We start from the raw sequence: 15170 nt of genomic DNA, 5'->3' as shown, positions 1-15170 counted from the left end.
GGTCAGTCAGGTTTTCTTCACCCTGAACCACGCCGCATACAACGCCGGCAGGAACAACAGCGTCAACGCCGTAGCCACGATCAACCCCCCCATGATCGCCACCGCCATCGGCCCGTAGAACACGCTGCGTGACAACGGGATCATCGCCAGCACCGCCGCCAGCGCAGTCAGCACGATTGGCCGGAAGCGCCGCACCGTGGCTTCGATGATCGCCTGCCAGCGCTCCATCCCCGCTGCAATATCTTGCTCGATCTGGTCCACCAGAATCACCGAGTTGCGCATGATCATGCCCGCCAGGGCAATGGTGCCCAGCATGGCGACAAAGCCGAACGGCTGGCGGAACACCAGCAGGAACAGGGTCACGCCAATCAGCCCCAGCGGTGCGGTGAGGAACACCATGACCGTGCGTGAGAAGCTGCGCAGCTGGATCATCAGCAGGCTCAGCACCACCACCACGAACAGCGGCATGCCAGCGTTCACCGACTTCTGCCCACGCTCGGAGTCTTCAACCGTACCGCCCACTTCCAGCAGGTAGCCATCCGGCAGCTTGGCGCGTATCTCGTGCAGGGTCGGCTCGATCTGTTTCACCAGCGTGGCCGGTTGCTCCTTGTCGTAGATATCGGCGCGCACGGTCACCGTCGGCAGGCGGTTGCGGTGCCAGATGATGCCTTCCTCGAAGCCGTACTCCAGGGTCGCTACCTGCGACAGCGCCACGCTCTGGCCGTTGTCGGTCGGCAGTGCCAGGCTGCCGAGGTTACCCAGATCACCGCGCTCCTGCTGGGTGCCGCGCAGCAGGATCTCGATCAGCTCGTTGTCCTCGCGGTACTGGCTGACTGTGGTACCGGTCAACGAGCTTTGCAGGAAGCTGGCCAGGTGCGCGGTGCTCACGCCCAGGGCGCGGGCGCGGTCCTGGTCGATTTGGAGGAACACGGCCTTGCTGGGCTCTTCCCAATCCAGGTGCACGTTCACCACATGCGGGTTCTCGCGCACCTTGTCGGCCACTTGGCGGGCCAGCGCACGGGCCTGCTCGATGTGCTCGCCGGTGACCCGGAACTGCACCGGGTAACCCACGGGTGGGCCGTTTTCCAGGCGCGTGACCCGGGCACGCAGGTCAGGGAACTGCTGGTCTACAGTGCTGATCAGCCAGCTGCGCAGGCGCTCGCGGTCCTCCATCGACTTGGCCAGGACCACGAACTGGGCAAAGCTGGCTGCCGGCAGTTGCTGGTCCAGCGGCAGGTAGAAGCGTGGCGAACCGGTGCCCACATAGGCCACATAGTTATCGATGCCGTCCTGCTGCTTGAGCAGTGCCTCCAATTGCTTGACCCGCTCGGCAGTATTGGCCAGCGAGGCACCTTCGGCCAGCTTCAGGTCAACCATCAGCTCTGGGCGCCCGGAGGCCGGGAAGAACTGCTGGGGCACGAAGCGGAACAGCAGGATGCTGCCGACAAAGGCCGCGATGGTCAGCAGGATCACCGTCTTGCGTCGCCGTACGCACCACTCCACCACCCGCCGCACGCGCTGGTAGAACGGCGTGGCGTAAGGGTCGGGTGCGTGGCCGTCCTTGCCATGGCGCGCAGCATGCAGCTTGGCCAGGTCTGGCAGCAGGCGCTCGCCCAGATAGGGCACGAACACCACGGCCACCACCCATGAGGTCAGCAGGGCGATGGTCACCACCTGGAAGATCGAGCGGGTGTATTCGCCGGTACTGGAGGCCGCAGTGGCGATAGGTAAAAAGCCTGCCGCAGTGATCAGGGTACCGGTCAGCATCGGGAACGCAGTGCTAGTCCAGGCATAGCTGGCCGCCTTGAGCCGGTCATAACCCTGCTCCATCTTGATCGCCATCATCTCCACGGCAATGATCGCGTCGTCCACCAGCAGGCCCAGCGCCAGCACCAGGGCCCCAAGGGAAATCTTGTGCAAGCCGATGCCGAAGTAATGCATGGCAGCGAAGGTCATGGCCAGCACCAGCGGAATGGCCAACGCCACCACCAGGCCGGTGCGCAAGCCCAGCGAGAAGAAGCTCACCAGCAGCACGATGACCAGCGCCTCGACCAGCACCTGGACAAACTCGCCCACACCGGCCTTGACCGCCGCAGGCTGGTCCGAGACCTTGCGCAGCTCCATGCCGGCTGGCAGGGTGCGCGCCACCCGCTCGAACTCGTCTTCCAGGGCTTTGCCCAGGACCAGGATGTCGCCGCCGTCCTTCATCGACACGGCGAGGCCAATGGCATCTTCGCCCATGAAGCGCATGCGCGGGGCGGGTGGGTCGTTGAAGCCACGGTGCACTTCGGCCACATCGCCGATGCGGAACGTGCGGTCACCCACGCGAATGGGGAACTGGCGAATCTGCTCGACACTGTCGAAGCGCCCGCTCACCCGCAGTTGCAGGCGCTCGCTGGGCGTCTCGAAGAAGCCGGCGGTGCTTACCGCATTCTGCTCTTGCAGGGCCTGCTGCACGGCCTCGAGGGGTACGCCAAGGGTGGCCAGCTTGAGGTTGGACAGCTCGATCCAGATTTTTTCGTCCTGCAGGCCCACCAGCTCGACCTTGCCCACATCCTTGACCCGCTGCAGCCGGATCTGGATACGGTCGGCGTAGTCCTTCAGCACCGCGTAATCGAAGCCCTTGCCGGTCAGCGCATAGATATTGCCGAAGGTGGTGCCGAACTCATCGTTGAAGAACGGGCCCTGGATCTCCGGTGGCAGGGTGTGGCGAATGTCCGCGACCTTCTTGCGGATCTGGTACCACAATTCAGGTATGTCCCTGGAATGCAGCGAATCGCGAGCCATGAAGGTGACCTGCGACTCACCGGGGCGAGAGAACGAGACAATCCTCTCGTACTCGCCGGTTTCCATCAGCTTCTTTTCGATACGCTCGGTGACCTGCCGCGACACTTCCTCGGCGCTGGCGCCCGGCCACAGGGTACGGATGACCATGGCTTTGAAGGTGAATGGCGGATCCTCGCTCTGGCCGAGCTTGGTGTAGGACATGGCGCCAATGGCCGCCAGCAGGATCATCAGGAACAGGACGATCTGGCGGTTGCGCAGCGCCCAGGCAGAAAGGTTGAAACCCATCGGGACTTACTCCTTGGCCGTCAGGTTCACTACACGGTTGCTGCGGTCCACAGGGCGGATTTCCTGGCCCTCACGCAGTACATGGCCACCGGCGGCGACCACCCAGTCCTCTGGGGCAAGGCCTTCGAGTACGGGCACACTGTCGCTGCCATACGCCCCCAGGCGCACCACGGCCCGCTCCAGGCGGCTGTCCTTGTTGACCCGCCACACATAGGCCTGGCCGTTTTCCGCAGTCACCGCTGACAGTGGCACCGCCAACGGGATCACGCCCTCATGCGCGATGAACACCCGGGCGCTCTGGCCCAGCTCCGCCGGCGTGGCGGCCGAGGTGAAGGCAATGCGCGCAGCGAAGGTGCGCGAGCGTGGGTCGGCGGCCGGTGACAGCTCGCGGATACGCCCCTCGAAGCGCGCTTGCGGATGTGACCACAGCTCCACACTGACCGATTGCCCCACGGCAAAGCGGGCGAACTGCTGCTCCGGCAGGCTGATGAGCACTTCTCGCTCGCCATCCGTGGCCAGGGTGAACACGGTTTGCCCGGCCGCAACCACCTGGCCTACTTCAACCTGACGCTTGGCTACCACCCCGGCCTGGGGCGCACGCAGTACGGCATAGTCGGCCTGGTTGCCCGCCACATCGAACTCGGCCTTGGCCTGCTTCAGCCGGGCAAGGCCGGCGCGGTAGAGGTTTTCAGCATTGTCGAACTGCGAGTGGCTGACCATCTGCCGCTCCAGCAGCTTCTGGTAGCGATCACGCTCGGCGCGCACCAACGCCAGGTTCGCCTCGGCACCCGCCAGCTGGGCACGGTTGGCTTCAAGCTGCAGACGCACGTCCTGCGGGTCCAGTTCGGCCAGCGGCTGGTCGGCCTTGACCCGCTGCCCCTCCTCCACCAGGCGCTTGCTGACCTTGCCGCCAATGCGGAAGGCCAGCTCCGGCTCGAAGCGCGCACGCACTTCACCAGGGTAACTGTCGGCAGCGGCTTCGGCCGGCTGCGGCTGCACCACCAGCGCCGGACGCGGCGCGGCAGGCGGGGTGGCTTCCTGTCCGCATGCCGTCAGTAACAACGCGGCAACGGCGGGCAAGGCGATGGACAAGGCATGGCGCAACATGATGAATCCTTTCGCGGAGGGCACTTCGAATATGTGTACTGACGGGTATATTAAGTCACGGAACTGCTGCCGAGAAGCCAGCATCGATAAGAAATTCACTTAAACGATGGCGACGATCACTGCTGTCTACCTCTCCAGCCGGTAAGATGGGAGCTTGATCAACCAGATGCAGACCACAATGTCCAACGACGCACCCATCGGCCCGGGCCGGCCCAAGGACCTGGCCAAGCGCGAGGCGATTCTCGAAGCGGCAAAGTCGCTGTTCCTCAGCCTTGGTTATGCCAACACCAGCATGGATGCGGTCGCTGCGGCGGCAGGTGTTTCAAAACTCACCGTGTACAGCCACTTCACCGACAAGCAGACCCTGTTCTGCTCGGCGGTCATGGCCACTTGTCAGCTACAGCTGCCCGACCTGTTGTTCGAGTACCCCGAAGGGGCGCCGGTGGAGGAGGTACTGCTGACCATTGCCCGTGGTTTCCAGGCATTGATCAGTAGCGATGAGGCGGTGAAGCTCAGCCGCCTGATCATGGCCCAAGGCAGCCTGGACCCAAGCTTTGGCGAATACTTTTACGAAGCCGGGCCCAAGCGCGTGCTGGCAGCGATGGAAGCGCTGCTGCGGGGTGCAGATGAGCGGGGGTTGTTGCGCATCGACAACCCGCTGCATGCGGCCGAGCACTTCTTTTGCCTGGTCAAGGGGGCGCCGGATTACCGCTTGCTGCTGGGGTGCGCGGCGCCGCTGGAGGGGGACGAAGCCGAGACGCATGTGCGCGAGGTGGTGGGGGTGTTTTTGCGGGCGTTCAAACCCTGAGCGCTGCCAGGCAGAGAACAGTGGTCATTGTGAGAGCGGGCTTGGCCCGTGAATGGGGCCACGCGGTGCATGGCACCGGCTTCGCCGGTGTTCGCGGGACAAGCCCGCTCCCACAGTAATCGCGCAACGTTTCAAAATTCAAGCAAGCCAGTTGCTCTCACAATGACCGCGCTAGCCGGCCAGTTGGGGGAAAATCAGGCCTTCAAGGCTTTCTTCGGGTAAATGTCATACCGGCTCGACTTGCCTTCCAGGCTATGGCTGGGCTTGGGCCCGTCGATGATCGGTGCCTTGCGCGGGCGCTTCACCACCACCCGGTGGCTGGCCAACGCCAGGGCAGCTTCGAGTAGCGCTGGGGCATCCAGGTCGTCGCCCACCAAAGGCCGGAACACGCGCATTTCCTTTTTCACCAGTGCGCTCTTGTCGCGGTGCGGGAACATCGGGTCGAGGTAAATCACCTGCGGCGCCTCGCCTTCCCAGGTGTGCATGCGCTCGATGGCATTGCCGGTCAGCAGGCGCATGCGCCCGACAATCGGGCCCACTTCGTCGTCCGAACGCGCCCGCGCCAGGCCATCTTCCAGCAGCGCAGCAATCAGCGGCTGGCGTTCGATCAGGGTCATCTGGCAGCCCAGGCTGGCCAGCACAAACGCATCTTTGCCAAGCCCTGCCGTGGCATCCAGCACTTGTGGCCGCACGCCTTGGGCAATGCCCACGGCCTTGGCGATCATCTGCCCGTTGCCACCCCCAAACTGGCGCCGGTGGGCGGCCTGGCCCTCGACAAAGTCCACCCGCACCGGCCCCGGTGCCTGCGGCCCCAGCTGCTGGATCTGCAAACCCTCGGCGCCCACCTGCACGGCGAAGCCGGCGCTCTCGTCCTGTAGCGGCAGGCTCAGGCGTTCAGCCCACACCTTGGCCTGCTCCGCATACTCAGCCGACATCGCCTCGACCCTGATACCCGTGCCTTGCTCTTCCATCGTCCACACCTAAAAAATCAAACCAAGCCTTAATGAATCAGCAGCCACGGCCGATACAGGCAATATCCCGCTATTCTGCCAGAGCACAACGCGCGCGACTGCCATGTCAGATACTCTTCCTATCGGCTTGACCTATTTGTCGCCTGTCGGCAACTACAGTCAGCACAACACCCAGGCACTCGGGGGCGTCAGCCACCTGTGGCAGGATTTCTTTGCCCGGGCCATGGCCGAGCAGCAGGAAGAGCCCGCAGACAGCGTCAGCCAATCGTTCGTGCAGTACGACCAGGACAGCGGCGAACCCATCGGCGGCGCTCGAGCACTGGCGCTGATCGACGCCCAGCGCGCCTGCCCGGTGCACGACACCGAGGTAGCACCGCCCGAGCCGCTGTTTCTGCCCAAGGCCGAGCTTGAAGCCAACCTGCTGCCGCCTGCGCCTGAGCCGTTCAGTGCCATGGAGCTGATCGAACAACAGCGCCAGCTCGACACCAGCAACAGCTGGATGCGCCCGGTGGTGATGAACCAGGGCCAACCGATTCCAGAGCCCGGCCCAGGCCCTGCCCCGCGGTCGTTGTTCCTGCCCATTGCCGAGTTCGAGACCAACCTGCTGGACCCGGCCCCGGAGCCGTTCGACGACGCCACTTTGGCCAGGCAGCAGAATGACCTGGAATTCGACATCCACTGGGCACGCCCGGTGGTGCTGAACAACGTGCGCGCGCACGCCTGAGGTTAGCGGCACACCTGCCAGCGGCCCATGTCCAGATGAAAGTGATTGTGGTGTGCTGCATTGTAGGCCGGCCCCAGTACTGTGCTGAAGCTCTCGCAAGCCGCCTGCTGCACCTGCCGTAAAAATTCGGCCTTCTGCCCACCCGCCTGCCAGTCACGCGCCAGGACGATACGCTGGCCGTCCTGCATGCGAAAACCGCTGATGTCCAGCGCATTGGCGGTCGCGTGCTGACTCAGGCGCCCCTGCTTGCGGTGATAGACATTGCGGCAGGCGAAGCTGCCCAAGTGATCGACCTGCGCAACGGCTTGGCCCAGCACCCGCTGCGCCACGGGCTGCAAACCATGGTTTTCGAACAGTGCATAGGCTACCGCCAGCGGGCAACTGGCCAGAAAACTGCTGCTTAGCCGTGCCTGGCCGCCCTCGATACGCCAAACGTTGCGCAACGGGCAGTTGGCCGAAGCCGGGCTGTCGGCTTGCGCCCGGTAGCGCAGCTGGCTGGTTTCCAGTGCCTGACGGCACAAGGCCGGGTCATCGCGCAGGCGTGAAAGCTTGTACGGCGTCAGCAGGTTGGGCGGCTGGCGGACGTCCAGCGGCGCCCAAGGGTTCCACACGGCAGGCAGGCGCCAGCCGAAGTGCCAGGCCAGACCGGCCAGCACCAATAGGCTGGCCAGCAGCGCCAGCATTGCCCGCATCAGCGGCGGAACAGGTCGTTGAGCTGGGCAAACGGCAGTGCCTGCTCACCGTAGCCGAACGTACCCTCGTTGCGAATTTCCAGCGCGGCACGGTGGAACGCCCCCAGCGCAGCACGGGCCAGCGACGAGCCGACGCTGATGCGGCGCACGCCCAAGTCCTGCAACTGGTTCACGCTCAGCGGCACCCCCGCCATGCCCATCAGCACATTCACCGGCCGCGGTGCGACCGCCTGCACCACCGCACGCACTTCCTCTACGGTGCGCAGCCCCGGCGCATACAGCACATCGGCGCCGGCCTCGGCATAGGCTTGCAGGCGCAGGATGGTGTCGTCCAGGTCCATGCGGCCGTGCAGCAGGTTTTCTGCCCGGGCGCACAAGGTGAACGGGAACGGCAGGCTACGCGCAGCCTGCACGGCGGCGCGCACGCGCTCCACGGCCAGCCCGAGGTCATAGATGGGCGCATCACTGCGGCCACTGGCATCTTCGATGGAGCCACCTACCAGGCCGATTTCGGCAGCACGCAAGATGGTCTGGGCACAATCTTCAGGCATGTCGCCGAAGCCGTTCTCAAGGTCCGCGGCCACCGGCAAGGCAGTGGCATCGACGATCTCGCCGGCATTGTCCAGGGTATCGTCCAGGCTCAAGGCGCCTTCGGCGTCTGGCCGGCCCAGGCTGAAGGCCAGGCCGGCACTGGTGGTGGCCAGCGCCTCGAAACCCAGGCTGGCAAGCAGCTTGGCGGAGCCGGCATCCCACGGGTTGGGGATGACGAACGCGCCTTCGCGCTCGTGTAAAGCCTTGAAGGCTTCGGCTCGCAGGGTTTGCACATCCATGGTTCAACCTCCGGCAGTCAGGGAAAGGTCAGAGTAAGCCCAGTTGTTCGACCTCGGGCGCGCGCGGCAATTCCGGCAAAGGTGCAAGACCTGGCAAGCGTGCCATCAGGCGTTGATGGAAATGCTGGGCCAACGCCGCAGCCAGGCGATTGTCCGAGGTGTGCAGGAAAATGTAGGGGCTGCGCCCTTCTTCGATCCAGCCGGCGACTTTCTCTACCCAGGGGCTGAGGAAGGTGTGATTGGCCTCCAGCTGCGGATGGCCGATGAAGCGAACCTGTGGGTGCTGGCTGAAGGCCGCCGGGCGCGGTGGTACCTTGGGCTTCTTGGATTGCGCGTGCAGCACGGCAGGGTCGCGCGAGGTGCAGCTGAACAACGCACGCGGGTCCAGGCAAATACGCTCCACGCCGCGTTCGTGCAGCAGGCGGTTGAGCAGGCGTTCTTCTTCACCCTTGGCGAAAAAGGCCTGGTTGCGCACCTCCACGGCCACCGGCAGCCCGATTTGGTCGAGGAAGTGGCAAAGCTCGCCCAAGCGCGCCGGGCCGAACTGGGCCGGCAATTGCAGCCAGTACGGTGATACGCGCTGGCCCAGCGGGGCCATCAGCCGCGTGAAGTCGAAGGCAGGCTCAAGCTGATCACGCAGGTCACCCTCATGGCTGATGTCACGAGGAAACTTGGCGGTGAAGCGGAAATGCTGGGGCATCACCTGCGCCCAGCGGGCAATGGTGCCGGGGGCGGGGCGTGCGTAGAACGTGGTGTTGCCCTCGACGGCATTGAACACCTGGCTGTAGAAGCCAAGCATTTCATTGCTGCTGGCGTCGGCGGGATACAGGTACTCACGCCAGGCGTTTTCGCTCCAGGACGGGCAACCGAGGAAATAAGGCAGTGGTGGTGGACTCATCCACTAAATGTACAGGTCGAGCCCCAGTACTTCCATGTCCCAGTCAGTGAAACCGGCGGTGCTCAGGTAGCTGGCCAATGCGGTGGCGGTGCGGCGGTCACGGGCGCGGGGGAAGATCATGTCTTGCTGGCGGGCTGGCAGGCCACCGCTGCGTCGGCGGGCGGTGGCTTCCACGGGCGCGGGCTGGCTGTCTTCTATCAGCTCGGCATCATCGATGGCCTCGTCACGCGCCGGTGCCTTGCGCGGGGTGCGCTTGACCGGGTAGGACTGCGATGAGAAACCGTCGATACGCATGGCATGAGCACTCAGGACCAATGATGGCAATTTAGCAGCATCAGAGATCCGTCGCTAATGCTTGAGTGATAACTGGACCACAGATCGCGCAAAAGGTTTTAGAGTGAACGGCGATAACCGACGAACAGCACTCAGTGCTTCTTGGGCGTGGCTACATTATCGCGCAGATAAACCGGTTGCGCCTGTTCGGCAGCAATTGCCTCACCTCGGGCCCAGGCGAAGGTGGCCAGGCTGAGAATGTCGAGGGCACTGGGCAAGGCGCCAGGGTTACTGGCCGCCACCTTTACCGCCAGGCGCTCGGCGTAGCCCCAGCCGGTACCGGCACCGAACCACTCGCCGTTGCTGCCGGCCGGCAGCGCTACCTGCTCGGGCGGCAACACCGCTTCGCGGCCGACCAGGCGCATTTCGCCTGCCGTGGCTTGGTAGCAGCCCCAGTACACTTCGTCCATGCGCGCATCGATGGCAGCCGCCACCTGCTGCACGCCCTGCTCGCGCAAGGCCCCCTGGGCCAGCGCGGCCAGGTTGGACACCGGCAGCACCGGGCGCTCCAGCGCGAAGGCCAGGCCCTGGACCACACCAATGGCAATGCGCACGCCAGTGAATGCACCCGGGCCTCGGCCGAAGGCGATGGCATCCAGTGCATTCAGCGCAACGCCGGATTCGGCCAGCAACTGCTTGATCATCGGCAGCAACTTCTGCGCGTGCTGACGTGGGATCACCTCGTAATGGCTGGTTACCTTGCCGTCATGCAGCAGCGCGACGGAACAGGCTTCGGTGGCGGTATCCAGGGCCAGCAGGGTGGTCATCGAACGGGTATCCAGGTGCGAATGAAAAGAGCGGCAGTATAGAGCAGCGGCGGCGTTGTGTCCCGAGGGGGGCGCTGTGCGGCCTTTGCAGGTGGCCTGTACAACATGGCCTTGACGCAATCCCTGTAGGAGCGGGCCAGGCCCCGTGGGTTGCAGCCCTGGAACGACAACGGCCCGCTAGCGGGCCGTTGTCGGGGGCGTCAGGCGCTGATCAGCTCAGGGCTGCCAGGACCTTGGCGGTGATGGCGTCGACCGAACCGACACCTTCGATGTGGCTGTACTTCGGCTTGCCGGCATTGGCGGCCGACAGCTTTTGGTAGAACTCTACCAGCGGCTTGGTCTGGGTGTGGTAGACCGACAGGCGATGACGAACGGTTTCTTCCTTGTCGTCGTCGCGCTGGATCAGGTCTTCGCCCGTCACGTCGTCCTTGCCTTCCACTTTCGGCGGATTGTACTGAATGTGGTAGGTGCGGCCCGAGGCCAGGTGCACGCGGCGGCCCGCCATGCGGCCGACGATTTCTTCGTCGTCTACGGCGATTTCGACCACGGCGTCGATGTCGACACCAGCCGCGACCATGGCTTCTGCTTGCGGGATGGTGCGTGGGAAGCCGTCGAACAGGCAGCCATTGGCGCAATCAGGCTGGGCGATGCGCTCCTTGACCAGGCTGATGATCAGCTCGTCGGAGACCAGCTGGCCGGCATCCATGACTTTTTTCAGCTCCAGGCCCAGTGGGGTACCTGCCTTGACGGCGGCACGCAGCATGTCACCGGTGGAGATTTGTGGAATACCGAACTTTTCGGTGATGAACTTTGCCTGAGTACCTTTACCGGCCCCGGGAGCTCCCAGCAGAATTACGCGCATCTCGTGCTCCTCAAATTTTTTTATGAAATTCAATGGATTCGGCAACCAGGGCCAAGTCCGGAAAATCGGGTATGACCATAAAACGGTCAGAAGGCTGCTCAAGATACACAGCGCCCGGCAGCCATACAAGCGTCCCAAAGTTGCAGGAAAGCGCCACTTGTGGCCGACCGGGCAGGTGGTTGCGCCAGGCGCAACCAGCCACGCCTCATCCGCGCATGGCCTTCATGCCATTAACCCCGACAGGCCTGGATAACCTCTTAGCCGGTATTGCGCAGCCCGGCAGCAATACCCGCTACGGTCACCAGCAAGGCCTGCTCCAACGGGCTGTCCAGAGCGGCTTCGCGGCCGCGCGAGCGGGCCAGCAACTCGGCCTGCAGGCGGTGCAGCGGGTCCAGATAGGTGTTGCGCAGGCTGATGAATTCCAGCGTCTCGGGGCTGTGCGCCAGTAGCACCTGCTGCCCGGTCAGGCCCAGCACCACCTGGCAAGACTGCGACAATAGGTCGCGCAGGTGCGCACCTAAAGGAAGCAGGTGCGGTTGCACCAGACGTTCGTCGTAGGCCTCGGCAATTTGCGCATCGGCCTTGGCCAGCACCATTTCCAGCATGTCGATGCGGGTGCGGAAGAACGGCCATTGCTCGCGCATCTGCGCCAGCAACTCACCCTGGCCACGGGCCAAGGCGTTGCTCAGCGCGGTTTCCCAGCCCAGCCAGGCCGGCAGCATCAACCGGGTCTGGGTCCAGCCAAATATCCACGGGATGGCCCGCAGGCTCTCGATCCCCCCGGCGCGGCGCTTGGCCGGGCGGCTGCCCAGCGGCAGGCGCCCCAGTTCCTGTTCTGGCGTCGACTGGCGGAAATACTCGACGAAATCGGGGTTGTCGCGCACTACGCTGCGGTAAGCCTTGACGCCATCGGCAGCCAGCTGGTCCATCACCTCGCGCCAGGCCGGCTGCGGGGGCGGTGGTGGCAACAGCGTGGCTTCGAGCACAGCGGCCAGGTACAGGTTCAGGTTTTGCTCGGCGATGCCCGGCAAACCGAACTTGAAGCGGATCATTTCGCCCTGCTCGGTGGTGCGGAACCGCCCCGCCACCGAACCCGGTGGCTGCGACAGGATCGCTGCGTGGGCCGGGCCACCGCCGCGCCCTACTGTTCCGCCCCGGCCGTGGAACAGCAGCAGTTCGACCTGGTGTTCGGCGCAGATGCGCACCAGGTTTTCCTGGGCCCGGTACTGCGCCCAGGCCGCCGCCGTGGTGCCGGCATCCTTGGCCGAGTCGGAGTAGCCGATCATCACTTCCTGCGGGCCGCGCAGCCCGGCCCGGTAACCCGGCAGGCCGAGCAGGCGCTGCATTACCGGGCCGGCATTGTCCAGGTCGGCCAAGGTTTCGAACAGCGGTACCACACGCATGGGGCGGGTCAGGCCGGCTTCCTTGAGCAGGAGCTGCACCGCCAGCACATCCGAAGCAGCACCGGCCATGGAAATGACATAGGAGCCCAGCGAGGCCGCTGGCGCGGCGGCAACTTCACGGCAGGTTGCCAGCACCTCGGCGGTATCTGCCTGTGGCTTGAAGTGCGCGGGCAACAGCGGCCGGCGGTTTTTAAGCTCGGCCTGAAGGAATTCGATGCGGCGATCTTCATCCCAGTCGGCATAGCGCCCCAGGCCCAGGTAGTCGGTGATTTCGGTCAGCGCATCACGGTGGCGGGCAGCGTCCTGGCGCACGTCCAGGCGGCCGAGGAAAAGCCCGAAGGTGACGGCGCGGCGCAGGCAGTCGAGCAACGGGCCTTCGGCGATAACGCCCATGCCACACGCGTGCAGCGACTGGTAGCAGAGTTCCAGCGGCGCAATCAGGTCGCGGTTATCCACCAGTACTTCAGCGCTGGCCGGTTGGCTGCCGGTTAACGCCGAATGTGCCCAGGCACGCGTCGCCCGCAGGCGGTCGCGCAATTGCTTGAGCACGGCGCGGTAGGGTTCGGCACTGTCCCCTACCCGTTCGCGCAAGGCGTCGCTGGCCTGCTGCATGGACAACTCGGCGGCCAGTGCATCGATGTCGCGCAGGAACAGGTCAGCAGCCATCCAGCGCGCCAGCAACAGCACTTCCCGGGTGACAGCGGCGGTCACATTGGGGTTGCCATCACGGTCACCGCCCATCCACGAGGCAAAGCGGATCGGCGCGGCTTCCAGCGGCAGGCGCAGGCCGGTGGCTTCCAGCAGGGCTTTGTCGACTTTGCGCAGGTGGCTGGGGATAGCGTGCCACAGCGAATGTTCGATTACCGCGAAGCCCCACTTGGCTTCGTCTACCGGGGTAGGCCGGGTGCGGCGGATTTCTTCGGTGTGCCAGGCCTCGGCGATCAGCCGGCGCAGGCGTTCACGTACCTGCTGGCGTTCGTCCGGGGTCAGGTCGCGGTGGTCCTGGGCAGCGAGCTGGCCGGCGATGGCGTCGTACTTCTGGATCAAGGTGCGGCGCGCCACCTCGGTGGGGTGCGCGGTGAGCACCAGTTGGATGTCGAGCTTGGCCAGTTGCCGGGCCAGGGCATCGTTGCTGTGGCCGGCCTGCTTAAGGCGCGCCAGCAGCTCGGGTAACACCCGCGCCTCGAAAGGTTCAGCTTGATCGGCGTCGCGGCGGCGGATCAACTGGTACTGTTCGGCCATATTGGCCAGGTTGAGGAACTGGTTGAAAGCCCTGGCCACCGGCAGCAGATCGTCTTCGGCCAGGTCGGCCAGGGTAGAGGTCAGTTGCTCGCCAGGGCCACGGCGGTCGGCCTTGGCGCTGTGGCGAATGTCCTCGATTTTCTGCAAGAACGCATCGCCATGCTGCTGGCGAATGGTTTCGCCGAGCAGCTCACCCAACACATGGACATCTTCACGCAAACGCACATCGATATCGGTCATTGGCCCTCTCTTTGGCGCGGCACTGGCGCACTCCTGTATACAGCTCTACCGAAGAGTGCCCCCAGCCGAGCGGCAATGGCAAGCCGAGATCAGCCAAAGCAAACTAAAGTGAAAGCACAGCACTCCCATGCAATGCAGCCTGTAAAGGCGTCAACAGAGGTCATCATGAAAATCCGTGAACTCGCCCAGCACTGGGAACAAAATGCCGCCGGTACGCTCAGCCCCACGGGCCATGTGTTGCATCTGGACCTGGAGTCCGAGGCGCGCCTGGCCGCGCTGATCGACATGTACCCCAAGCGCACCGCCGAAGAACTGCTTGGCGAACTGGTGGCGGCCGCCCTTGAAGAGCTTGAAGCAAGCTTCCCCTACGTGCAGGGTCGCCAGGTCATTGCCACCGATGAAGAAGGCGACCCGCTGTACGAAGATATCGGCTCTACGCCACGTTTTCTGTCCCTCTCGCGACAGCACCTGCATAGCCTGAGCACCCACCGCGACGACAGCGAAAAATAACCACCTGCCCCAACGTTCCGGGCCTCGCCAAGGCCCGGAATACCGCTCCAGCCCGCGAAAGTTCACACCATCCCTCACTGACCAATCAGTCAGAAATAATTCCTCGTTTAGCGCACTTTTTTCTGAACCATTCTGAAAACGTTCGAGTCGGAGCCAATAGCCATCACGCTAAAACCCTGCACACTGCCATCGTGCACCGTTCAGCTGAAGCGCACGGTTTTGTCAGGGATTGAGCGATGGACTGCTACGGACATCGTCGTTATCAGGAGTGATCCAATGGAGCTGACCACCATGAAGACCCGCACTAGCAAACTGTCATCTACTCATGTGCGCGGGTTCAAGCTGGCCGCGCTGGCCCTGGGCAGTAGCCTGGTCCTGGCCGGCTGTGCGGGCAACCCGCCCACCGAGCAGTATGCCGTTACCCAGTCCGCCGTGAACTCTGCCGTCAGCGCGGGGGGCACCGAGTTCGCCGCCGTGGAAATGAAAGCGGCCCAGGACAAGTTCAAGCAAGCCGAAATCGCCATGCACGACAAGAAGTACGACGAGGCCAAGCGCCTGGCCCAACAGGCCGAGTGGGACGCACGCCTCGCCGAACGCAAGGCCCAGGCGGCCAAGGCCCAGAAGGCCGTGCAGGATGCCCGCCAGGGCGTTCAGGACGTACGTGAGGAAGGCCTGCGCAGCGCTCAGTGAGCCCTGCCCCGCCAACCTTAG

General features: G+C 64.3%; 14 protein-coding genes. 4 read left to right on the top strand and 10 right to left on the bottom strand.

Features of this window, described 5'->3' with window-relative positions; all coding sequences use genetic code 11:
• Positions 1 to 6 precede the first annotated feature (6 nt).
• On the bottom strand, positions 7 to 3072 hold the full coding sequence (locus LU684_RS26320) for an efflux RND transporter permease subunit (protein ID WP_016485189.1): 3066 nt from the start codon (positions 3070 to 3072) through the stop codon (positions 7 to 9).
• Between the two features lie 6 nt (positions 3073 to 3078).
• Complete coding sequence (locus LU684_RS26315) at positions 3079 to 4179, bottom strand: efflux RND transporter periplasmic adaptor subunit (RefSeq protein WP_070086572.1); 1101 nt, start codon at positions 4177 to 4179, stop codon at positions 3079 to 3081.
• A gap of 166 nt (positions 4180 to 4345) precedes the next feature.
• Between LU684_RS26315 and LU684_RS26310 the strand changes: the two genes are divergently transcribed.
• Complete coding sequence (locus tag LU684_RS26310) at positions 4346 to 4987, top strand: TetR/AcrR family transcriptional regulator (RefSeq protein WP_209953335.1); 642 nt, start codon at positions 4346 to 4348, stop codon at positions 4985 to 4987.
• A 194-nt stretch (positions 4988 to 5181) separates the two neighbouring features.
• Here LU684_RS26310 and LU684_RS26305 read toward each other — a convergent pair whose 3' ends face one another.
• Positions 5182 to 5958, bottom strand: coding sequence for a class I SAM-dependent methyltransferase (locus LU684_RS26305; RefSeq protein WP_016485186.1), 777 nt, complete (start codon positions 5956 to 5958; stop codon positions 5182 to 5184).
• A 103-nt stretch (positions 5959 to 6061) separates the two neighbouring features.
• Here LU684_RS26305 and LU684_RS26300 point away from each other — a divergent pair, with 103 nt between their 5' ends.
• Positions 6062 to 6682 carry a hypothetical protein gene (locus LU684_RS26300; protein WP_016485185.1) on the top strand — a complete coding sequence of 207 codons (621 nt, stop codon included), beginning with the start codon at positions 6062 to 6064 and terminating at the stop codon, positions 6680 to 6682.
• Between the two features lie 2 nt (positions 6683 to 6684).
• On the opposite strand, the gene LU684_RS26295 is transcribed toward LU684_RS26300, so the two are convergent.
• The 7 genes from LU684_RS26295 to ppc all read right to left on the bottom strand — a co-directional run bounded on the left by LU684_RS26295 (position 6685) and on the right by ppc (position 13949).
• The gene (locus LU684_RS26295; RefSeq protein WP_060517542.1) at positions 6685 to 7374 is read right to left on the bottom strand and encodes an extensin-like domain-containing protein; all 690 of its coding nucleotides are present in this window, start codon (positions 7372 to 7374) and stop codon (positions 6685 to 6687) included.
• Positions 7374 to 8204 carry an isocitrate lyase/PEP mutase family protein gene (locus tag LU684_RS26290; RefSeq protein WP_016485183.1) on the bottom strand — a complete coding sequence of 277 codons (831 nt, stop codon included), beginning with the start codon at positions 8202 to 8204 and terminating at the stop codon, positions 7374 to 7376. The genes LU684_RS26295 and LU684_RS26290 overlap by 1 nt, the downstream gene beginning before the upstream one ends.
• A 28-nt stretch (positions 8205 to 8232) precedes the next feature.
• Positions 8233 to 9102, bottom strand: coding sequence for a DUF72 domain-containing protein (locus LU684_RS26285; protein ID WP_023049120.1), 870 nt, complete (start codon positions 9100 to 9102; stop codon positions 8233 to 8235).
• 3 nt (positions 9103 to 9105) lie between these two features.
• Positions 9106 to 9396, bottom strand: coding sequence for a hypothetical protein (locus LU684_RS26280; protein ID WP_016485181.1), 291 nt, complete (start codon positions 9394 to 9396; stop codon positions 9106 to 9108).
• A gap of 131 nt (positions 9397 to 9527) precedes the next feature.
• Positions 9528 to 10202, bottom strand: coding sequence for a tRNA (adenosine(37)-N6)-threonylcarbamoyltransferase complex dimerization subunit type 1 TsaB (gene tsaB, locus LU684_RS26275; RefSeq protein ID WP_060517544.1), 675 nt, complete (start codon positions 10200 to 10202; stop codon positions 9528 to 9530).
• 211 nt (positions 10203 to 10413) lie between these two features.
• Entirely contained in the window at positions 10414 to 11064 is a 651-nt protein-coding gene (gene adk, locus LU684_RS26270; RefSeq protein WP_016485179.1) for an adenylate kinase, read from the bottom strand.
• 257 nt (positions 11065 to 11321) lie between these two features.
• Entirely contained in the window at positions 11322 to 13949 is a 2628-nt protein-coding gene (ppc, locus tag LU684_RS26265) for a phosphoenolpyruvate carboxylase (RefSeq protein ID WP_096425667.1), read from the bottom strand.
• 165 nt (positions 13950 to 14114) lie between these two features.
• Between ppc and LU684_RS26260 the strand changes: the two genes are divergently transcribed.
• The gene (locus LU684_RS26260; RefSeq protein ID WP_232895213.1) at positions 14115 to 14459 is read left to right on the top strand and encodes a pilin assembly protein; all 345 of its coding nucleotides are present in this window, start codon (positions 14115 to 14117) and stop codon (positions 14457 to 14459) included.
• Between the two features lie 276 nt (positions 14460 to 14735).
• Positions 14736 to 15149 carry a DUF4398 domain-containing protein gene (locus LU684_RS26255; protein WP_014592166.1) on the top strand — a complete coding sequence of 138 codons (414 nt, stop codon included), beginning with the start codon at positions 14736 to 14738 and terminating at the stop codon, positions 15147 to 15149.
• Positions 15150 to 15170 lie beyond the last annotated feature (21 nt).

The sequence above is a fragment of the Pseudomonas sp. NMI542_15 genome, assembly GCF_021283425.1.
GTDB classification, from domain to species: domain Bacteria; phylum Pseudomonadota; class Gammaproteobacteria; order Pseudomonadales; family Pseudomonadaceae; genus Aquipseudomonas; species Aquipseudomonas fortuita.
Note: the sequence above shows the minus strand (reverse complement) of the source record. Positions and strands in the feature narration are given on the sequence as shown.